Here is a 20,446-nt window from a genome sequence, read left to right on the forward strand (position 1 = left end):
TTGCATATCCCCCGTCGATGTCATTCACTAGCTCTGGCGGGAAGCACTGTAGTTTGGCGCCGCAGGGGTGGCAAGGGCCGACTTCGTTGCAGGTGGAATCAACACCCCTTGCGCTGACCAGGAGTTATCTGTTTGGATGGAGTCATCGGGCGATGATGCCTTGACTCGGGGGAGTCTTCCATGTACGACGCTGCCGAGTTCGGCTCGGATGTGCGGTTTACGGTCGTTTACGTCGCGTGTTCCGCTATTGCCGATTCCGGGTTGCCTTCGGGTTACCTGCGGTTCGATGTGAAGTGCTGACCAGCTGGCGTGACGCTGATCGCAGCAGGTGGCGGGGCCTGACGGATTCTCCTCCCTGTGGGAGTTGATTGAAATTCGGCCGTTCCGGCCTACCCCTCAGCGACTGCACACCATTTCCCGTAGGTCGCGGTCGACTCGGTATGTCCCAGACGCGCGCCGTCGATCAATGTATTTCGACTCAATCGCACCGATCCGGACGGGCGAACCTCGCATGCAGTTGCGAAGCCAAGGGAGGGGAGTAAATGATTCAGGTACGAGAGCCGATGCTGCCGGATGCGCCCGGAGGTGAGCCTGCGGGTGGCGGCCTCCATGGGCTGGGTGACGCGACGATCGCCCTGACCGAAGCCGAACGGACTTCCGCGCACGAGGAGTTCGAGGCGAGCGCCCGCGCGATGAAGTCCCGGTCCCTGGACGACGAAGAGTTGCTGCTGGCGGCCGAGCTTTCCGGATACCGGCTCCCGGACCGCGTGGTGGAGACCCTGCGCCGGTTCCGGAGGCACGGGAACGATGCGGGCGTCCTTCTCATCAGGAACATGCCAACGGATTCCAGCATTCCGGCCACTCCGTCAGACGGATACCTGGCGGACTGGGACGAACTGCCCGTCGCCACCTTCGCCCAGCTCGCGGTGGCCTCGGTCGTCGGGGACGTCATCGCCTACGCCGACGAGAAGGCGGGACGGATCATCCAGGACGTCGTGCCCGTCGAAGGGGCGGCGGAACGCCAGGAGAACTCGGGGACCGTGTACCTCGAACTCCACACCGAGGACGGATTCCATCCGTACAAGCCGGACTTCATCACCCTGATGTGCCTGCGTCCCGACCACGAGCGCAGGGCCGAGACCGTCCTGGGATCCGTGGGGCGTGTCCTTCCCCTGCTCTCCGAGCGAACCAGGGCACTGCTCCGCCGGCCGCTGTACCGGCTCCGCGTGAGCAGCTCCTTCGGGGACGGCAGCACGGGGCTGACGACCGACCCGGTGCCCGTGCTCTCCGGCGCGGCGGACGCACCGGAGCTGCTCGCCGACTTCCACGCCATGGAACCGCTCGGGAACGAGGCGCGCTCGGCACTGGAGGAGCTGAGGACGGCGTTCCTGGCGTCGCTGAGCGGGGCGGTGCTCGACGTCGGTGACCTCCTCGTGGTCGACAACCGCAGTGCCATCCACGGGCGCTCCCCGTTCACCGCACGTTTCGACGGAACGGACCGCTGGCTCCGGCGCTGCTTCGCCGTCGCGGACATCCGCCGCTCCCGGGCGGCCCGCGCCCCCGGCTCCCGCGTCTGCGCACCCCTCATCAGCATCGGCCTCTCCGCCACCCCGGCCGGTGTCACCCCCACCCTGCGAATCGAGGACCCGGCGTGAACCGGTTCATCACGACCCTGGAGGAGCTCGCCGAGCGCAAGCCGCGCCGCATGCTCCTGCTCTACTCGGGAGGGGTCGACGGCACGTACCTGCTCCAGCACCTCCAGACTCTCGGAACCAACGTGACAGCGCTCCACGTGCGCATCGGTGACTCCGAGCCGTCGGCGAAGGCCGCCGAGCAGGCCCGTCTGTTCGGCGCCGAGTTCGTCGACGTCGACGTAACGGACCGGTTCTTCGGCGAGTTCGCCCCCGCCGCCGTGCACGCGGACGCGCTGTACCAGGAGCAGTTCCCCGTCGGTTCGACGCTCACCCGCCCGCTCATGGCGCAGACCGCGGTCCGCGTGGCACGCGAGCACGGCTGCGACGTCATCGGTCACACGGCCACGTACATGCAGAACAGCTCGATCCGGCTCAGCGGGTCGATCGCCACCCTCGACCCGGAGATCGGGGTCGCCGCCCCCTTCCTCGGCTCCGACCTGCCGCGCGAACAGAAGCTGGCGGCACTCGGCAAGGCCGGCATCACCTTCGCCGAGGGCATCCACAGCATCGACAGCAACCCTTGGGCACGCGTCATCGAGTGCGGATCCCTGGAGAGCCCCGAGAACCGCCTCGACGAGAGCGTCTTCCGGTGGACCAGGGACGTCGCGGACGCCCCCGATGAAGCGGTCGAGATCGCCCTCGTCTTCGAAGGCGGTCAGCCCGTCGCGCTCGACGAGGAGCCCATCGCCTTCGGTGACCTCGTGCACCGGCTCAACGCACTCGCCGGTGAGCACGGCGTGGGCCGCTCCTCGGGACTGGAGGACACGCCCTTCGGCGTGAAGAACCACGAGGTCCGTGAGGCACCGGCGGCCACCGTGATCATCAAGGCGCACCAGGTCCTGGCCAACGCCGTGTTCACGGCGCAGGAGCACGCCGTGCGCGGATCCATCGCACGCGAGTGGACCACCACGGTGGTCCAGGGCGGCTGGTTCGGCCACCTGGGGCAGAGCCTGGCGAAGTGCCTGGCCGACCTGGACCGCCCGCTCGCCGGCACGGTCAGGCTGCGCCTGCACAAGGGCACCGTCACCGTCCTCAGCGTGTCCTCGCCGAACGGCCTCTACTACACCCGCTTCGGCAAGAGCTTCCACGACTCGATGCTCGAGTACTCGTACACCCCGTGGCTGTCCCAGGCCACCCTGTCCAGCCGCCTGCGGCGAATCGGAGATCCGCGATGAACACCAGCAAGAGGGAACTCGTCGACCTGTCGCACGTCGTGCGAGCGGGCATGACCACCTACCCCGGGCTCCCGGGGCCGGTCATCGAGGACCACATGTCCAGGGCCGACTCCCGCGGCAAGTACACCCCGGGCACCGAGTTCCAGATCGGGCGGATCACCCTGGTCGCCAACACCGGAACCTACGCCGACGTCCCGTTCCACCGCTTCGACGGGGGCGCCGACCTCTCCGAGGTGCCGCTGTCCCGCTTCGCCGACCTCGAGGGCGTCGCCGTCTCCGTGCCGGCGGGCACCCGCGGCATCGGCCCCGAGGCCTTCGAGGGCCTCGACGTGACCGACCGGGCCGTCCTGGTCCACACCGGCTGGGACCGCCACTGGGGCACCGACGGCTACGCCGACGCGGAGCACCCCTTCCTGAACGCCGACGCCGTCGAGTGGCTGGTGGCCCGCCGCCCCGCACTGGTCGGCATCGACTCGGTCAACATCGACGACATGGCCGACGGAACCCGCCCGGCGCACACCGGGCTGCTCGCCGCGGACATCCCGGTCGTCGAGCACATGACGGGGCTGGAGCAGGTCGTCGGCCGCGCATTCCGCTTCCACGCCGCGCCCGTTCCGGTCGCGGGCATGGGCACCTTCCCGGTCCGCGCGTACGCACTCGTCGAGGCCCAGGGCTGACGGCGCCCCACGAGAGCAGCCCGTTCCCACTTCCACGAAGGTCATGGACATGGACAAGTACCACCTGGACACCCAGGCCAACGCCCAGATCGACGAGCTCGTCCGGGAGCTGACCGCCGACGTGGCGAGCGTGCACGCGGCCGAGTTCCACCGGAAGGCGGCCGTGCTCGCGCACGAGCTGCCCCGGGACCTGCGTCGTGCGCTCACCGAGTTCCGGCTGACCGAGCCGTCGGGCGGATTCCTGCTGTCCGGCGTACGGATCGGCGAAGACCTCCCGCCGACCCCCAGCCACTGGCACCAGGACGAGGAGGCCGCGGCGCTCCGCGAGGAGGCCGTCTTCGCCCTCTGCGCCCAGCTCCTCGGTGACCCGTTCGGCTACGCCACGCTGCACCTGGGTCTGCTGATGCACAACATCGTGCCCATCAAGGGTCACGAGAAGGAGCAGATCTCCTCCGGCTCCGCGGAGACGCTCGCATGGCACACCGAAGAGGCGTTCCACCCCCACCGCTCCGACTACACCGCACTGATGTGCCTGCGCAATCCGTACGGAGCCCCCACCACCTACGCCGACATCGCCGACCTGGAGATCGACGAGGCGGACCGGGAGATCCTGCGGCAGCCACTGTTCGCGGCTCGGCCGAGCGGCTCGCACTCGGCCGAGCGCAACGCCTACACCACCCACCTGCCGGAGTTCCGGCACGCGGCCGCGCGCCGGAGCTTCGACCGCATCGAGGACCTGCACCGCAACCCGTCCGTGCAACCGGTGCTGTTCGGCGGCGAGGACGACCCCTACCTGTGTGTCGACCCCGACTGCATGACCGCGCTGGACGATGAGGCGGCCGGCGCCCTGGCCCGGCTGTGCGACGAGATCAACCGCAAGCTCCAGGACGTCACCCTCGCTCCGGGCGAGATCCTGTTCCTGGACAACTTCCGGGCGATCCACGGTCGCAAGCCCTTCACGGCGCTGTACGACGGCACGGACCGCTGGCTCAAGCGCATGAACATCACTCGCGACCTGCGACGGTCGCGCGTCGGCAGGACCTCGGCCGACAGCCGCGTCATCTCCTAGCCCGATTCCCGCGGCGGGGTGCCAGACGATCGACGTCGACCGCCGGAGCACCCCGCCCCGACGCGCATGGCCCTCGGCCGACCTTCCCGTACCGCCCCGCACAGCAAGTCGAAAGAGGGTTCATCCGTGAAACTTCCTGCCTTCGTCGCCCACATCCTCGGTCGGCACGGCGACCTGGTGGCGCTGGAGTCCGGCGCCCTGTCCTGGTCCTACGCGGACCTCGACCAGGTGACCCGGGAGCGCGCGGCGCTGCTGCGCCGGCTCTCCCCGGACGGCGGCCGGGTCGTCCTGATCGGCGACCACAGCGCCGAGGCCCTGGTCTGGGCGCTCGCGGTGATGCGCGCCGGACTCGTCCACACCCCGCTCAACCCCAAGCTTCCCGTGGAACGCCTGCGCGAGGCGCTGGGCGTGGCCGACCCGAGCCTGGTCCTGTGCTTCGCTGCGGAGACGCGCGCCGCGCTCCGCGAACAGGCCGCACCGGTCGCGGTGCTGGGCCCCGAGGAAATCCCGGCCGCTGCCGCGGCAACGCACGGACCCGCTGAGGCGCCGGCGTCCTGGCCGGCCCGGGAAGTGGCGTATTCGATCTTCACGTCGGGCTCGACGGGCGTGCCCAAGCTGGTCAACGTGGGCCATGCCGGGATCGAGACGCTGTGCCGTGAGCAGACCCGCCTGTTCGGCATCTCGCCCTGCGACCGCGTGCTGCAGTTCTCCTCCCTCTCCTTCGACGCCTCCATCGCCGAGATCCTCGTCGCCCTCTACGCCGGGGCCCGCCTGGTGGTGCCGACCCGTGAGGGCGCCTCGTGGCTCAGCGCGGTCGGCAGGTACCTGGGGGAGCACGGCTGTGACGTGATCACGGTCCCGCCGTCGGTGTACGCGCGACTGGACGCAGAAGCCCGCAAGGGCATCGGCACCGTCGTATTCGCCGGCGAGGCCCTGTCGGAGGTGGAGTTCCGGGCGGCCGGGCGCTACAGCAGGGTTCTGAACGCCTACGGGCCCACCGAGGGCACCGTCTGCTTCTCCGTTGCCGAACCCACCCGTTTCACCACATCGGTCGGCCGTCCCATCGAGGGCTACCAGGCGCGCGTCCACGACGCCGAGCACGGCACCTACCACGCCACCGGGCAGGGCGAACTCGTCCTGGTCGGCCCGGGCGTCGCCCTCGGCTACGAAGGCCTCCCCCGCGAGGGCGGCCCCTTCACCACTCTTGACGGCAGCCCCGCCTACCACACCGGCGACCTCGTCGAACTCCGCGACGACGAGGTCCACTACCTCGGCCGCATCGACGAACAGATCAAGCGTCTCGGCCACCGCATCAGCCTCACCGAACTGGGCGGCAGGATCGCCGAACTGCTGGACGCGTCGGTCGTCCTCCTGGAGGACGACGCTTCCCTGGTCCTCGCGCACACCGCGACGGCTCGCCCCGAGGCCGAGCTGAAGGCCTGGCTGCGCGAGGTACTGCCGGCCTGGGAGGTGCCGGACGTCCTGCTGGCCCTCCCCGAACTGCCGGTGACCGACAACGGCAAGGCGGACAAGGCGGCCGTGCGCGCTCTCGCGCAGCACGCCGACGCGGCCGCCGCCGTCACACCGGTCACGGACGAGCCGCCGGCCGCCCGAGACGACCTCGCCACCGTCCACGCCGTCGTCGCGGGCGTCCTCGGCACCGAGATCGACGCCGCGATCTCCATCTTCGACGCCGGCGGCGACTCGCTCGCCCTCGTCCGCGTCCAGGTCGAACTGAGCGAGATCTACGGCGAGGAGATCGTACAGAGCGTCTTCGACCTGCTCAGTTACGACTTCAACGTCGACGGCTTCCTCGCGGGCCTGCGCGGCCTGCGGGGAAGCACGACCGTGAGCGAATCCACCGACGGGACCGAGACCGGCGCACCGGCACACGACCCTGTACCAGGCGTCTTCGCCACCGTCTCCGCCGAGCTGGCCGGTCTGCCCGCCGAGCTCGCCGCGCTGCGCCCGGCACCGGCCGACGACCGCGAGCAGACCGACCGAGTCGTCGTCACCGGGGCCGGCGGCTTCATCGGCGGCCACGTGCTCGACCGGCTGCTGTCCGACGGCCGCCTCGTCACCGTGGTGTCCACCAGCGACCCCGACGACCTCGTCGCCCGGCACAGTGCGCGATTCGACCGGCGGCCCGCCGATTTCGCCGGTGTCGAGTTCCTCCGCTACGACGACCTCGACACCGCCTCCGGCAGGGCCGCCGACGGTCACCGCTGGGGTCCCGTCGTGCACTGCGGTTTCGAGGTCAACCACCTCCTGCCGCTCGAACGCCAGCTGCACGGCAGCGTCGCCTCCACCCGCGCCCTGGTGCGCGCGGCGGCCGCACTGGACGCACCGCGCTTCGTCTTCCTGTCCGCGGCCTCGGTCGGCACGGACTTCGTGCCCCTCTCCGAAGCGACGCTGACGGCGATCGACGAGCCCTACTCGCAGGCGAAGTTCCTCGCCGAGGGGTACGCCGGGGCGCTCCAGGGCGAGCGCTGCCGCGTCGACCTGGTCCGCGCCGGGCTCGTGTACGGACACACCGGCTCCGAGGGCTCGTTCCTGGACCGGGACGTCTTCGCCCAGCTCCTGGGGCTGTCGCTGCGACACGGTGTGCTGCCCCGCCTCGTCGGCGGCGTTCCGCTGTGCCACGTCGCCGACGTCGCCTCCGCACTCCTCGACGCGGCCGACTCACGGGGCCCGGCCCAGGCATCGGTGCTCGTACAGCGCACGTACGACATCGAGGAACTGCGCGCCGCACTCGGTCTTGAGCGGGACCAGGTCGTGGACCCGCGCGAGTGGCTGGCCGCGGTGACCGAGGCGGGCACCGCCGGAGGTCCCCTCCTGTCCGCCTTCCGGCAGTGGATCGGAGCGGAGGGCTGGGGCGAGCGGGTGCGTGAAACGGACCGGGAGATCATCCGTGAGCTGCGGACGAACCACCTGGGGGCGTAGCGCCGGCCCGTACGGCCGTCCGTGGGGAAGACCCCTCGACCACCACGTCTGTGAGAAGGAGAGCTGACATGACCTCAGCACCGCTGCTGTCCCTGAAGCGGAACGTCATCGCGGAGCCCGCCGTCGCCGGATGGTACGCCTGGTCGTACCTGCTGCCGCCGTTCACACTGGCGAAATTCCTCAAGGGCCACTACCGCACGATCGTCGAGTCCTTCCTGGAGAGGCCCGACGCCCACCGCACCGCGCTCAAGCAGGCCCGGTTCCAGGGCGGACCCTTCGTCCACGAGCGCGAGGGCGCCTACGAGAAGATCCGCGACTGGTACGAGTCGGCGCGCGACCGGCACGCCCCCCTGATGGAACTCGCCGACGCCATCGACGAGCTGGAGCAGAAGATCCTGCCCACGCTGAACGGCGCCTCCATGGAGCCGGTGTACCGGCAGCTTCCCGAACCGCTGGCCGGACGGGTGGAGCTGTTCTACAACCGGGACAACCGCACCCCGGACTACCGTTTCATCGAGCCGCTGTTCTACGCGTCCCCGTACTTCGATCCGGGGCTGCACCAGATCCGCTTCTCCGAGATCCACCAGGACGACCGCGCGTTCGCCCTTACCACCCCCGTGCTCGAATACGGCCCCGAGCAGGTCCTCGTGACCGTCCGGCTCGACTCGCCGCTGCTCGACCGGATCTTCGCCGGCGGGATCCACGCGGACGAACTCGAGCGGCTCACGGCCGAACTCGGCCTCGACGGGGAGCGCGCGCGGACCTTCCGGAGCTTCTTCGAGGAGACCCCCGTACCCGCCGCCGCCCCGCAGGACGCCCCGGACACCATCGAGTACGTCGGCCACGCCTGCGTCTTCGTACGCCACCGCGGCACCACCTTCCTCGTGGACCCGGTGATCAGCTACAGCGGCTACTCGCACGAGAGCGACGGCCGTTTCACCTTCGACGACCTTCCCGAGCGCATCGACAACGTGCTCATCACCCACAACCACCAAGACCACATGCTCCTGGAGACGCTGCTCAAGATCCGCCACCGGGTCGGCCGCGTCCTCATAGCCAAGTCCGCCAGCTCCAGCCTCGTCGACCCGGACCTCACCCGGATCCTGCGCGCCCTCGGCTTCCGGGACGTGGTGGAGCTCGACGACCTCGAGACCCTGGAGACACCCGGCGGCAGCATCACGGCGCTCCCCTTCCTCGGCGAGCACGGCGACATCCGCATCCGCACCAAGTGCGGCTGGCTCCTCGACCTGGACGGCACCCGCGTACTGTTCGCCGCCGACTCCACCAACATCTCCCCCCAGCTCTACGGGCAGGTCACGGCCTCCGTGGGCCAGGTGGATACGGTGTTCATCGGCATGGAGAGCGTCGGCGCCCCCGTCAGCTGGCTCTACGGCCCGCTCTTCCCCGAGCGCCTGGAGCGCGCCGTCGACGCGGGCCGGCGTCTCAAGGGCAGCAACTTCGAGCAGGCCGCAGCCATCGTCGACACGCTCCAGGCCGGCTCGGTCTACGTCTACGCCATGGGACAGGAACCCTGGCTCGGCGCGGTCATGTGCGTCGAGTACGACGAGAAGCACCCTGCGATGATCGACAGCAACAAGCTGGTGTCCTACGTGGAGGAGCGCGGCGGCCGGGCCAAGCGCCTGTACCTGCACGAGTCGATGGCGGTGCGGCCGTGAGCCCCGAGCCCGACGCGAGCACCGCGCCGCCTGCACGCCGACACGTCGTCCACGTCGGCTTTCACGCCTCCGAGGCCCACGCCGTCGACTTCGACGCCGACCACGTCACGGCCGTCATGCCGCACCGCAGCGCCGCCCGGCTCCCGGAGGAGCTCGCCGAGCGCTTCGCGCGGATCGCGTGCGTGGACCTCCCGGACTCGGACGACCTGGACACCTACGACCATGCCTTCGACCGCATCCTCGAACTCGTCGAGCAGCTGTCCGCCGAGTTCGGCCCACCGGCCGCGATCGTCGGCATGTACGAGCACACCACCCTGCCGGCTGCCCGGCTCCGCGAGCACTTCGGGCTTCCCGGCACGAGCGTGCGCACGGCACTGCTGTGCCGGGACAAGGTGCCGATGAAGGAGGCGGTGGCGGCCGCCGGAGTCCCGGTGCCCCGCTTCCTCCCTGTCGGACCGGACACGGACGCCGCCGCCCTGGAGGACTTCGTCCGCCGGGCCCCCGGCCGCATCGTGCTCAAGCCGCGCAGCCAGGCCGCCGCCCGAGGCGTCCACGTCCTGGACGACGGCGCCGCGCTCCTCGCCCTCGCCGCCGGCGACGGCCTGGAAGCGGGCTACGAGGCCGAGGAGTTCGTCGCCGGCTCGATCTTCCACATCGACGGTGTCGTACGCGACGGAGCCATGCGCTGGTTCTGCGCCTCCCGCTACCTGGACAGCTGCTTCGACTTCCAGCACGGGGACGCACCGCTCGCCGCCGTCACTCCCGACGACCCGGACCTGACGGCACGCGTCCTCGCCTTCTCGACGACCGTCGTGGAGGCCCTCGGGCTGCGCGACAGCGTGATCCACCTGGAGCTGTTCCACACGCCCGACGACGAACTGGTCTTCCTCGAGATCGGCAACCGGTTCGGCGGCGCCGGCATCTCCTGGCACCAGCGCACCGTGTTCGGCGTCGACCTGGCCAGGGAAGCCGTGCTCGCCTGCCTGGGCCGGCCCTCTGAGGTGGAGACCTCGAAGATCATGATCGACCACCCGAACCCGCGCTCCTCCGGGTGGCTCTACATGCCCCTGGCGGCCGAGGAACCCCGCCTGGTCACGGCGGTCACCGGACTGGACGGCCTTCCCGACTCGGTCCTGGGCACCAGGATCCCAGCCCTCGGCGACGTGCTGGAGAGCAGCGGCAGTGTCTGGCCCAACGCCGGAGGCTTCCTGGTCGGCGGCCGGTCCTCGGCCGAGGTGGAGAAGGACATGGCGAAGATCGTCGAGACCTACGCGCTCATCACCGCGCCCCTCGCGGTGGCGCCCGAGGGGGAGGACTCTTGAGCGGCACCGAGCCCGACGACAGCGGGTCGGGCTCCGTCACGGCCCCGCCCCGGGGGCAGTCCCGCCCGGCGCAGGCCTCGTGGCGCAAGTTCTGGCTGCTGACGTCGGCCGCGTCGGTGTCCGAACTGGGTGACACCTTCCTGCACCTGGCGATGCCGTGGACGATCCTCGCCAGCACCGGGTCACCGATGTTGGCCGCACTCAGCCTCGGAGTGCAGTACCTGCCCTTCGTCGCCTCGCCCCTGCTCGGCACGCTGATCGACGGGTACGAGCGGCGGCGGGTCTTCATCCTCGCCGAGCTCCTGCAGGGCGTGCTGATCGCCCTGACACCGCTGCTGCTGATGGCGGACCAAGTCGAACTCGTGCTCGCGGTCCTGCTGGTCGCGGGCTGCGGCACCGTCGTCTCCAACCTCACGAGCGACTTCGGGCTCCTGCCGCAGCTCGCGCCCGCCGGCCAGGTCACCGAGGCCTACAGCAGGTACGGGACGGCCACGCAGCTGGCCCGCTGTATCGGCCCCGCGCTGGCCGGCGGCGTCCTCGCCGCGATCGGCGGCTACTGGGCCCTGTGGATCGACGCTGCGACTTTCTTCCTCACCGCACTGGTCGCACTCGCCCTGCCCCGCGGCGAGAAGCCGACGGTCGAACGCGGCTTCCTGCGCATGCAGATCGAGGGATTCCGCAGCTTCCGCCGGATCCGGGGCATCCCCCGGATCACCGGGGCGCTCACGCTCTACAACCTCGGCGCGGGTGCCGTGCCGACCGTCATCCTGGTGCTCGCCGGCCGCACCTGGGGCTGGTCCAGCGGCTGGGCGGGCATGGTGCTCGCCGCGGGCGCCGCGGGCAGCGCGTTCGGCGCGTGGCTCGGCGGCCGGCTGTGGACCGACGCCACCGCGGAGCGCCGCATCGGCCTGTGGTTCGCCCTGTGCGCGCTCTCCTGCGTCGGGCTGCTGACACCGTGGCCGGCGGTGGTCGTCCTCGCCTTCTGCGCGCTGATGGCCGGCGAGGCCGGCATGAACGTCACCACGAACGAGTACCGCTTCCGGATGATCCCCGAGGAGGTCTCCGGTCGCGTCAACGCGGTGATGCGCGCCTTCATCCTCGGCGGGGCGGCGCTGTCCTCCCTGCTCCTCGGGTGGTCGGTCTCCCTGCCGGAGCAGGTGCTGCGCTTCGCCCCGGCCCTGCTCACCTCGGCGCTCGCCGTCCTCCTCTGGTGGGGCGTACGGGAGGCCCGTACGGCGCGGGAGACCCCCCGGGGCGTTCCGCGGACGGCACCCGAGTAGGCCGCCGGACCACTCGACCGCGCACCGCGCGCAACAGATCCGAGCACCGGTACGGCGCCGGGCGGCACGCCCGCGACGCCCTGCCGGTCGCGACGCGAGAGGAAAACTGGATGCTGTACATGTTTGCCTTCGACAAGGTGGGCATCGTGGTGGGCGATCTGTACTTCGTCGACCCCGAACCCCTCAAGGGGCAGGAGAGCGCCGAACACGGCGTGCGCCTGGAACTGCGGCTGGTCGAGCAGGGTGAGCTCGTGGACTCCGTCTACGCCGCCTACCCGGTCTCGGTGGGCCGCCCCGTGTGGCGCGCCGACTTCCTGGAGTCGGTCGACGGGAAGCCCGGGAGCTTCGACCGCACGCACCACCACCCCGTCTTCACCGGCTGGGATCCGGGTGACCGGGTGTTCGTCCGCGAGCTGTCCGCCGACCCGCTGGGCTGGCTGGGGGACAAGTTGTCCGACCTGGACGAACTGCTGACGACGGGTGGCTTCCCCCTCGACACCGCCGGCCCGGCCGACGCGGCGGAGCTGCGCGGGACCGCGCCCGAGATCGTGGAGGCGACCCGCAAGCTGCTCGAACGCGTGCGCGCGGGCGAGCTCGGCAACCCGCCCGCGGGCGAGCCGCCGGCTCCGCTCGAGGGCCAGCTGCAGGCACTGGTCCGTTCCGGCTGGCTCTGATCGACGCCGGCCGCCCGTCCGCCGCCCGGCGAACGACGAGCGGACGGGCCGACGCCTCTCGCGGCGGCGGCCCGTCCGGTCCGTCAGTAGCCGTCCTCGTCGATCACGTTGGCCAGCGGCCGACCGGCCGCGTAGCGCTCCAGCTGCGCCTTGGCCAGGGCCATCGCCTTGGCCGGGGGAGTGCCGTTCGAGCCGGCGACGTGCGGGGTCAGCAGCAGTCCCGGCGCCGACCACAGCGGATGGCCCGCGGGCAGCGGCTCCGGGTCGGTCACGTCGAGCGCGGCGCGCAGCCGCCCGCCGTGCAGCTCCGCGAGGAGCGCGTCGTTGTCGACAAGGCCGCCGCGGGCAGCGTTCACCAGCAGGGCGCCGTCGCGCATCCCCGCCAGGAACGCGGCGTCCACGAGACCGGCGGTGGTGGGGGTCAGCGGCACGAGCAGCACCACGATGTCCGCCTCGGGCAGCAGCTTGGGCAGCTCCTCGATGCCGTGCACGCCCTCCCGGGCGCGCCGGGCCACGCCCACGACCTCCACGTCGAAGGCCGCGAGCCTCGCGGACAGCGCCGCGCCGATCGAGCCGTGGCCGACGACCAGCACCCGCTTGCCCTCGAGGGAGTCGGTCGGGCCGTAGTCCCACCGTTCGTCGCGCCGGGCCTGCCCGAAGTGCGGCAGCCGCAGCAGATGGGCCAGGGAGACCCCGATGATCCACTCGGAGACCGCCGCGTCGTACGCGCCCCGGGCGTTGCACAACGTGACACCGCCCGGGACGAAGGGCCGGATCCACTCCACCCCGACGGACTCCAGCTGCACCAACTTCAGCCGGGGCAGCTCGGCGAGCCGGGCCAGTTCGGCATCGGCGACATCGAACGGCGGGACGATGACCTCCACCGTGTCCACCGAGTCCGGAAGCTCGGGACCACCGGTCCACACGTCGGCGCGGAACCCGTCGGGCAGGCCGCCCATGAGGGTCTCGGACTCTGCCTCGGGCAGCCAAACCGTGATCACGAAACCGTCTCCCATCGTACGCCGGCGTTTCCAGGAAAGAGGAACTCCAGGTTCCCCGAAATATGCTTTCCGGCAACATTCATGCGTTGCACAATAATGCCCCGCGCCGCATACCGCCACCACCAAATGAATTGCCGTAAATGTGGCGACCATCTTTCGATTCGTAGACAACATGCGAGGTCAGATGGTAGAACTCAAGATCACTTGACATCACGCCGGGTTCTTCGGAAGTGTCGGAAATCCCCGGAATTTCAGATGGCACCCTCACACTCCGGCTTATTCGTATGCGCCCTGCTTCCTCCCGCGGGCGCGAAAAGAATCCCCTCGGCGAATTCGTCCGGCCGCTCCGCGCCCAGCCCGTCTCCGCACAGACAAAGGAACCGCCCATGACCGACCAGGCCGCCGCCACCGACGAGCTGCCCGTCCTGCTGCTCGTCGGCAGCGGATACCGCCCTTACCGCGAGTACGTCCTGGCCGCCGTCTCGCAGCACTACCGGTTGTGGCTCCTCGACCCGACCGAGGCCACCTGGCAGCTCTCTTACTGCGCGGGCGCCACCCGGGTCGACACGCAGGACGCGGCCGCCACGCGCGAGGCGGCACGGACCGTCATGGACTCCCTCCCGGTCGTGGGCGTCTTCACCTACGACGAGACGAAGGTCGTCTCCTGCGCGCGCCTCGCCCAGGACCTCGGCCTGCCGGGCAGCCCGCCCGAGACCATCGCCAACTGCCGTGACAAGGCCGCCACCCGCGCCACGCTTGCCGCGGCCGGCGTCCCCCAGCCCCTCTCCCGCACCGTCACCACCGTCGAGGAGGCCCTCGCCGCCGCGGAGGAGATCGGCTTCCCCGTGATCGTCAAGGCGCGCGCCATGGCCGCCAGCTTCGGAGTCGTACGCGCCGACCGGGCCGAGGACATCGCCGCGGCCTTCGCCGCCGCCGACGGAGCCGAGTTCCCGAACCTCACCCGGCACGTCGCGAACGTGCTCGTCGAGGAGTTCCTGACCGGACCCGAGATCAGCGTCGACGCCGTCATCCACGAGGGCGAGGTCACCCCGACGGTCCTCGCGCACAAGCGGCTCGGCCTCGAACCGTACTTCGAGGAGACGGGTCACGACGTCGACGCGAACGACCCGCTGCTCGCCGACGCGGAACTGCTCGACCAGCTGCGGCACATCCACCAGGCCCTCGGCTTCGTCCACGGCTCGACCCACTCCGAATTCAAGCTCACCCCCAAGGGCCCGCGACTGGTGGAGATCAACGCCCGGCTCGGCGGAGACCTCATCCCCTACCTCGGCTGGCTGGCCACGGGCACCAGCCCCGTCGTCGCCGCCGCCCACGTCGCCGCCGGCATCCGCCCTGACACCGCCCCCGTCCACCGCAAGGCCGCCGCCATCCGGTTCCTGCTGCCCACGGGCGCCTGCGAGACGATCGACGTCGTCGTCCACAAGGACCGCTTCGGCCCCACGATCCACGCCACGGACGTGACCACCGTCCCCGGCGACCGGCTGGCGCTGCCGCCCGCCGAGTTCACCACCCGCTACGGCCACGTCATCGCCGTAGGCGACGACCGGGAGCAGGTCATGGCCGACCTCCGGGAACCCGAGCACCTCGTCGAGCTGCGCGCCCGCCCCCTGTCCGACTGACCCGCGACCGACCGTGCGACGAGAACAGGAACCCGCATGACCAGTGTTTCCGAGGAACTCGCCGGCGTCCTCGCGGTGGACCGCGCCGGGACGCCGCCCTCCGGACCGCGGCTCGACACCGCCGACCTGCACGCGTCACTGCGCGACCCCGCGCTCACCTCCATGACGCTGCTCAACGACATCGCCGGCCGCTACCCGCAGGCCGTCTCCTTCGCCGCCGGGCGCCCCTACGAGGGCTTCTACGACGTGGCCTCGCTCGGCGCCCACCTGCGGACCTTCGAGCAGCACCTCACCGACGACCTCGGCCTCGCCCCCGAGGCCGTGCGGCGGACCTTCTTCCAGTACGGCCGCACCAAGGGGTTCATCCATCACCTGATCGCCCGTCACCTGGAGAACGACGAGGGCCTGACCGTCGACCCCGAGTCCGTCCTCGTGACCACCGGCTGCCAGGAGGCGATGGTCCTGGTCCTGCGGGCGCTGCGCAGCGACCCGCTCGACGTGATCTTCGCGGCCTACCCCTCCTACGTCGGCTTCCTCGGTGCCACCCGCCTCGTCGACATGCCCGTACGGCCGGTGCGCGAAGGGGCGGGCGGCATCGATCTCGCGGACCTCGCGGAACAGGTCCGCCGCGCCCGTGCCGAGGGTCTGCGGCCCCGCGCCTGCTACGTGGTTCCCGACTTCGCCAACCCCAGCGGGGCCAGCATGTCCGAGGCCGACCGTCGCGAGCTGCTCGCCCTCGCCGAACGGGAGGACCTCCTCCTCCTCGAGGACAACCCCTACTCGATGTTCCACACGGGTGGCGGACGCCTGCCCACGCTCAAGTCGAGGGACGCGGCCAAGCGGGTGGTCTACTTCGGTTCCTTCGCGAAGACGGCCTTCGCCGGGGCGCGGGTGGGCTACGTCATCGCGGACCAACCCGTCCTGAACGGAGGGCTGTTCGCCGACGAGCTCGCCAAGCTCAAGAGCATGCTCACGCTCAACACCTCCACGGTCGCCCAGGCTGTCATCGGTGGGTTCCTGCTGGAGAACGGCTGCAGCGTGGAACGCGCGACCACCCGCGAGGCCGAGGTCTACCGGCGTAACCTGAAGGCCGTCCTCGCGGCCCTCGAAGAACACTTTGGCAGCGGCGGCCCGCTACGCGACTCCGGCGTCTCCTGGAACACCCCGGCGGGCGGCATGTTCGCCGTCATCACCCTGCCGTTCCCCGCGGACGACGCCATGCTCGAGTACTCCGCCGACCGCTTCGGCGTGCTGTGGACGCCGATGCACCACTTCTACGCGGGCGACGGCGGCTTCCATCAGATCCGCCTCTCGTTCAGCGTGCTGTCGCCGGACCGCATAGCCGAGGGCATCGCCCGCCTGGCCGCCCTGGTCGCCGACCGCACCTGACGCCGTGACGCTCTGTGTTCGCACGGTGCGTGGAGGCGCTGCCGGAGTCGCGTCGGCACCACAACGCCTACCGCTACGTCACCGAGGCCGGTCGAGTCCCTGGCCGCGCGTGCGGGTCCGCGGGCTGATCCCGGCCCGTCTCAGCCCGCCCTCGGCCCGGCCCGGCTCGGCCCGGCCCGGCCCGGCTCGGCCCGGCCCGGCCCGGCCTGTCTCAGCCCTGGTAGGGCACCCTGGCGATCTCCTTGATGCCGCCCAGGGTGCCCCACTCGTTCTTGCCGAGCCGGGTGAGCGGCCGCATCAGCGACATCTCGGGGTGGCCGTCGACCATGACCGACTCGTCGACCGCCGCGTGCACGACCTGCCCGAACACCACCGTCGAGTCACCGATCCGCACCGTGCTGTGCAGCCGGCACTCCAGGGCCACCGCCGAGCGGGCCACGCGCGGCGGCCCCACCCGCAGGCTCGGCTCCCGCTCGACCCCGCAGGCGTCGAACTCGCTCGTGCCGCGGGGGAAATCGGTCGCCGTGGCGTTGATCTGCTCGAAGAGCCCCTCGGGAGCGAGGTTGACCACGAACTCCCCCGTCTCCTCCACGTTCCGCAGCGAGTCCTTGCGGCCCACCGACGTGAACTGCACGACCGGCGGCGTGACCGAGGCGATCGTGAAGAAGGAGTGCGGGGCGAGGTTGTCCGTCCCGTCCGCCGAGGACGTGGAGACCCAGGCGATCGGCCGGGGCACGACGGTGGCGGTGAGCAACCGGTAGAAGGACGTCCGGTCGGTCAGTTCGGGATCTATGTTCACGCGCATCCGGACAGTATGACGGCGCCGTGAGGGCACCACGGAACTCACCGCCCGCACGACCCTTGGCCTCGGGACCCCGCTGCCCGACACTGAACCGATGACGCAGCGCGTGGACCTCGCGACCGTGATGGACCGGCTCGCCATCGACGACCTCATCACCGGCTACGCGGCGGCCGTGGACGACTCCGACTGGACCGCCTACCGGGCCCTGTTCACCCCCGACGGCCGGGCGGACTACCGCGGCTCCGGCGGGATCGAGGGCCCGGCGGCCGAGGTCGCCGACTGGCTCGCCGAGACCCTGACCCTGTTCCCCGTACGCCAGCACCTCATCGTGAACCGGCGGGTCCTCTTCCGTGAGGCGGGCGGCTACCGGGAGTCCGGGGACGGCGCGGACGTCCGCGCCGACTACGTGAACCCGATGCGCTTCGCCACCGGCGAGGACTTCGTCTGCGGCGGCCGCTACGCCTTCGGGGCACTGCGCACCGGCGACGGCTGGCGGCTCACCTCGGTCGTCGTCGACGAGCGGTGGCGCCGGCTCTGACCCGACGGCCGTAGGGGGCACCGGTCGGTCGGTCCGCCGTGCCGCGCCGGGACCCGACACGTCCCACACTTGAGGCAAGGGCGGGAGGCCGCCATGCGCATGCCGTTCGTGAAGAGGGACCGGGAGGACCGGCCCGCCCGTCGGCGCGGGATCGTGCGCTCCCTGCTCGCCGCCGGCTGCGGTGCGCTCCCCGCGCTCGCGTTCCCCGCGCCCGGGCTCTGGTGGTGGGCGTACGTGGCGCTCGTGCCGTGGCTGCTCCTGATCCGTACGGCCCCGGGGGCGCGCCGCGCGGCCCTGGACGGCTGGCTCGGCGGGGCCGGCTTCGTCCTCGCCGTCCACCACTGGCTGCTGCCCAGCCTGCACGTCTTCCTCCTGCCGCTCGCCGCGCTGCTCGGCCTGCTGTGGCTGCCGTGGGGGTGGCTCGTGCGCTCCCTGCTCGGCGGTTCGCCGTCACCGGCCCGTGCCGTCGCCGCCCTGTTCGCGGTGCCCTCCGGCTGGCTGCTGATCGAGCTGGTGCGTTCCTGGGAGGGGCTCGGCGGGCCGTGGGGGCTGCTCGGCGCGAGCCAGTGGGAGGTGCCGGCGGCGCTGCGGATCGCCTCGGTCGGCGGGGTGTGGCTGGTGAGCCTGCTCGTGGTCGCGGTGAACACGGCCGTGACCCTGCTCGTCGCGGTGCCGGGGCCGCGTGCCGTCGGGGTCGCGGGGCTCGTCGCCTGCGCGCTGGTGGCGGGCTCGGCGGCCTGGGGCGTCGGGGCGCCGCGCGGGCACGGGACGGTGCGAGTGGCACTCGTACAGCCGGGTGTCTTCGTCGGTGCGGAGGGGGCGGAGCGGCGGTTCGACCGCGCGGAGGAGCTGACGCGCTCGCTCGCGGGGCAGCGGGTCGACCTGGTCGTCTGGGGCGAGAGCGGCATCGGCGCCGATCCGGCCGGGCGGCCCGATCTCGCGGCCCGGCTCACCGCGCTGGCGCGGACCGTCGACGCGCCGCTCCTGGTGAACGTGGACGCGCGGGCCGCCGATCGCCCGGGCATCTTCAAGAGCGCCGTCCTCGTCGGTCCGGCGGGGCTCACGGGCGAGCGGTACGACAAGATGCGGCTCGTGCCGTTCGGCGAGTACGTGCCGGCGCGCGGGGCCCTGGGCTGGGTGACCTCGTTCGGGAAGGCGGCCGAGGAGGACCGGCGGCGGGGCGGCGCGCCGGTGGTGATGACGCTGCCGGCCGGCACCGGGGCCGAGGGGCTGCGGATCGGGCCGCTCATCTGCTTCGAGTCGGCGTTCCCCGACATGAGCCGGCACCTCGTCCTGGACAGTGCCGGGCTGCTGGTCGTCCAGTCCGCGACCAGCACCTTCCAGGACAGCTGGGCGCCCGCCCAGCACGCCTCGCTCGCGGCGCTGCGGGCGGCGGAGACGGGCCGGCCCGTCGTCCACGCGACGCTCACCGGGGTGAGCGCCGCGTACGGTCCCGACGGCCGTCGCGTCGGGCCCGTCCTCGGCACGGACGCGAGCGCCGTCGCCGTGCGCGAGCTGCCGCTCTCGACGGCGACGACGGGCTATGTCCGCTGGGGCGACTGGCCGTTGTACGGGGCGCTCGCCGTGGTGGGCGCCGTGTGCGCCGCCGAGGGCGCGGGGGCCCTCAGGAGGCCTGGACCAGCGCCTCGCGGACCACGCGCTCGCAGAGCTCGTGGGTCAGCAGGGCGTCACGGGCACTGAGCGTACGGCCCTCTCGTACGGCGTCGAGGAAGACGAGCACGGCCTGCTCGATGCCGCGCTGGCGGGCCACCGGCACCCAGTCGCCGCGCCGGCGCACGGTCGGCTGGCCCTTGTGGTCGACGACGTCGGCGAGGTTGAGGACCTGGCGCTTGGTGTCCTGGCCCGAGACCTCCAGGATCTCCTCGGTCGAGCCGTTCAGCCGGTTCATCATGCCGATGGCCGTGAAGCCGTCGCCGGAGAGCTGGAGCACGACGTGGTGCATGAGTCCCTCGCGGATCCGGGCGCGCACGTCGACGTGCTCGATCTCGCCGGGGACGAGGAAGCGCAGGGTGTCGACGACGTGGACGAAGTCGTCGAGGACGAAGGTGCGGGGGTCCTCGGGCAGGCCGATCCGGTTCTTCTGCATCAGGATCAGCTCGCGCGGGTGGTCGGCGCACTGCGCGTAGGAGGGCGCGAGGCGCCGGTTGAAGCCGACGAAGAGGCTGACCGCGCGCTTCTCGGCCAGCTCCACGAGCCGCTCGGACTCCGCGTACTCGTAGGCGAGGGGCTTGTCGACGTACGTGGGGACGCCCGCTTCGAGGAGGCGGCCGACGATCTCGGCGTGGACGGCGGTCGGCGCGTGGACGAAGGCCGCGTCGAGTCCGGCGGCGAGCAGCGAGTCGAGGTCGCGGTGGCGCTGTCCGGCGGGCAGGCGGAGGGAGTCGGCGACCCGGTCCAGGGTCGCGGCGGTGCGGGTCTGGAGGTGCAGCTCGACCCCGGGGAGGGCGGCGAGGACGGGGAGGTACGCCTTCTGTGCGATGTCGCCGAGTCCGATGCAGCCAACCTTCACGGGGTCTCCCTTGGGGTGTCGTTCGTCGTGTCACAC

At 71.4% G+C, this 20,446-nt stretch carries 16 protein-coding genes; 13 read left to right on the forward strand and 3 right to left on the reverse strand.

From position 1 onward, the window contains the following. Positions 1-542 precede the first annotated feature (542 nt). The 9 genes from ACF08F_RS22480 (at position 543) to ACF08F_RS22520 (ending at position 12,510) form a co-directional block, all read left to right on the forward strand. Positions 543-1,655, forward strand: a complete 1,113-nt coding sequence (locus tag ACF08F_RS22480) for a TauD/TfdA family dioxygenase (RefSeq protein WP_392300299.1) — start codon at positions 543-545, stop codon at positions 1,653-1,655. Then, positions 1,652-2,869, forward strand: a complete 1,218-nt coding sequence (locus ACF08F_RS22485) for an argininosuccinate synthase domain-containing protein (RefSeq protein WP_392300300.1) — start codon at positions 1,652-1,654, stop codon at positions 2,867-2,869. The genes ACF08F_RS22480 and ACF08F_RS22485 overlap by 4 nt, the downstream gene beginning before the upstream one ends. Continuing rightward, positions 2,866-3,546 (forward strand): cyclase family protein, encoded by a 681-nt coding sequence (locus ACF08F_RS22490; RefSeq protein WP_392300301.1) that lies wholly within the window; start codon positions 2,866-2,868, stop codon positions 3,544-3,546. The genes ACF08F_RS22485 and ACF08F_RS22490 overlap by 4 nt, the downstream gene beginning before the upstream one ends. A gap of 49 nt (positions 3,547-3,595) precedes the next feature. After that, on the forward strand, positions 3,596-4,615 hold the full coding sequence (gene gntD / locus ACF08F_RS22495) for a guanitoxin biosynthesis L-enduracididine beta-hydroxylase GntD (RefSeq protein ID WP_392300302.1): 1,020 nt from the start codon (positions 3,596-3,598) through the stop codon (positions 4,613-4,615). Between the two features lie 126 nt (positions 4,616-4,741). Further along, on the forward strand, positions 4,742-7,558 hold the full coding sequence (locus ACF08F_RS22500) for an AMP-binding protein (protein WP_392300303.1): 2,817 nt from the start codon (positions 4,742-4,744) through the stop codon (positions 7,556-7,558). A 68-nt stretch (positions 7,559-7,626) separates the two neighbouring features. Beyond that, a complete protein-coding gene (locus ACF08F_RS22505) occupies positions 7,627-9,234 on the forward strand; it encodes an MBL fold metallo-hydrolase (RefSeq protein WP_392300304.1) in 1,608 nt (535 codons plus the stop codon). Beyond that, positions 9,231-10,556: an acetyl-CoA carboxylase biotin carboxylase subunit family protein gene (locus tag ACF08F_RS22510; protein ID WP_392300305.1), complete on the forward strand. Its 1,326-nt coding sequence runs from the start codon at positions 9,231-9,233 to the stop codon at positions 10,554-10,556. The genes ACF08F_RS22505 and ACF08F_RS22510 overlap by 4 nt, the downstream gene beginning before the upstream one ends. After that, a complete protein-coding gene (locus ACF08F_RS22515; protein ID WP_392300306.1) occupies positions 10,553-11,836 on the forward strand; it encodes an MFS transporter in 1,284 nt (427 codons plus the stop codon). Before ACF08F_RS22510 ends, ACF08F_RS22515 begins: the two co-directional genes overlap by 4 nt. Positions 11,837-11,946: 110 nt before the next feature. Then, positions 11,947-12,510 carry a hypothetical protein gene (locus tag ACF08F_RS22520; RefSeq protein ID WP_392300307.1) on the forward strand — a complete coding sequence of 188 codons (564 nt, stop codon included), beginning with the start codon at positions 11,947-11,949 and terminating at the stop codon, positions 12,508-12,510. Between the two features lie 83 nt (positions 12,511-12,593). On the opposite strand, the gene ACF08F_RS22525 is transcribed toward ACF08F_RS22520, so the two are convergent. Continuing rightward, on the reverse strand, positions 12,594-13,511 hold the full coding sequence (locus ACF08F_RS22525) for a 2-hydroxyacid dehydrogenase (protein ID WP_392300308.1): 918 nt from the start codon (positions 13,509-13,511) through the stop codon (positions 12,594-12,596). A gap of 386 nt (positions 13,512-13,897) precedes the next feature. Between ACF08F_RS22525 and ACF08F_RS22530 the strand changes: the two genes are divergently transcribed. Together ACF08F_RS22530 and ACF08F_RS22535 are read left to right on the forward strand one after the other, a co-directional pair. Beyond that, positions 13,898-15,151 carry an ATP-grasp domain-containing protein gene (locus ACF08F_RS22530; RefSeq protein WP_392300309.1) on the forward strand — a complete coding sequence of 418 codons (1,254 nt, stop codon included), beginning with the start codon at positions 13,898-13,900 and terminating at the stop codon, positions 15,149-15,151. Positions 15,152-15,187: 36 nt separating this feature from the next. Further along, positions 15,188-16,540 (forward strand): PLP-dependent aminotransferase family protein, encoded by a 1,353-nt coding sequence (locus ACF08F_RS22535; protein WP_392300310.1) that lies wholly within the window; start codon positions 15,188-15,190, stop codon positions 16,538-16,540. Between the two features lie 211 nt (positions 16,541-16,751). On the opposite strand, the gene ACF08F_RS22540 is transcribed toward ACF08F_RS22535, so the two are convergent. After that, positions 16,752-17,345 (reverse strand): flavin reductase family protein, encoded by a 594-nt coding sequence (locus ACF08F_RS22540; protein ID WP_392300311.1) that lies wholly within the window; start codon positions 17,343-17,345, stop codon positions 16,752-16,754. A 91-nt stretch (positions 17,346-17,436) separates the two neighbouring features. On the opposite strand from ACF08F_RS22540, the gene ACF08F_RS22545 reads away from it, so the two are divergent. After that, positions 17,437-17,880: a nuclear transport factor 2 family protein gene (locus ACF08F_RS22545; protein WP_392300312.1), complete on the forward strand. Its 444-nt coding sequence runs from the start codon at positions 17,437-17,439 to the stop codon at positions 17,878-17,880. A gap of 93 nt (positions 17,881-17,973) precedes the next feature. Beyond that, positions 17,974-19,581 carry an apolipoprotein N-acyltransferase gene (gene lnt / locus ACF08F_RS22550; protein WP_392300313.1) on the forward strand — a complete coding sequence of 536 codons (1,608 nt, stop codon included), beginning with the start codon at positions 17,974-17,976 and terminating at the stop codon, positions 19,579-19,581. On the opposite strand, the gene ACF08F_RS22555 is transcribed toward lnt, so the two are convergent. Then, a complete protein-coding gene (locus ACF08F_RS22555; protein WP_392300314.1) occupies positions 19,505-20,410 on the reverse strand; it encodes a Gfo/Idh/MocA family protein in 906 nt (301 codons plus the stop codon). The genes lnt and ACF08F_RS22555 overlap by 77 nt on opposite strands. Between the last annotated feature and the right edge of the window lie 36 nt (positions 20,411-20,446).

It is taken from the genome of Streptomyces sp. NPDC015130 (genome assembly GCF_043080005.1).
Lineage (GTDB): Bacteria > Actinomycetota > Actinomycetes > Streptomycetales > Streptomycetaceae > Streptomyces.

Excerpts from the sequence above, each read along its gene's own strand:
- ACF08F_RS22505 (WP_392300304.1), top strand. The coding sequence starts at position 7,627 with ATGACCTCAGCACCGCTGCTGTCCCTGAAGCGGAACGTCATCGCGGAG.
- ACF08F_RS22540 (WP_392300311.1), bottom strand. The coding sequence starts at position 17,345 with ATGCGCGTGAACATAGATCCCGAACTGACCGACCGGACGTCCTTCTAC.
- ACF08F_RS22480 (WP_392300299.1), top strand. The coding sequence starts at position 543 with ATGATTCAGGTACGAGAGCCGATGCTGCCGGATGCGCCCGGAGGTGAG.
- ACF08F_RS22490 (WP_392300301.1), top strand. The coding sequence starts at position 2,866 with ATGAACACCAGCAAGAGGGAACTCGTCGACCTGTCGCACGTCGTGCGA.
- ACF08F_RS22545 (WP_392300312.1), top strand. The coding sequence starts at position 17,437 with ATGACGCAGCGCGTGGACCTCGCGACCGTGATGGACCGGCTCGCCATC.
- ACF08F_RS22530 (WP_392300309.1), top strand. The coding sequence starts at position 13,898 with ATGACCGACCAGGCCGCCGCCACCGACGAGCTGCCCGTCCTGCTGCTC.
- gntD (WP_392300302.1), top strand. The coding sequence starts at position 3,596 with ATGGACAAGTACCACCTGGACACCCAGGCCAACGCCCAGATCGACGAG.
- lnt (WP_392300313.1), top strand. The coding sequence starts at position 17,974 with ATGCGCATGCCGTTCGTGAAGAGGGACCGGGAGGACCGGCCCGCCCGT.
- ACF08F_RS22520 (WP_392300307.1), top strand. The coding sequence starts at position 11,947 with ATGCTGTACATGTTTGCCTTCGACAAGGTGGGCATCGTGGTGGGCGAT.
- ACF08F_RS22535 (WP_392300310.1), top strand. The coding sequence starts at position 15,188 with ATGACCAGTGTTTCCGAGGAACTCGCCGGCGTCCTCGCGGTGGACCGC.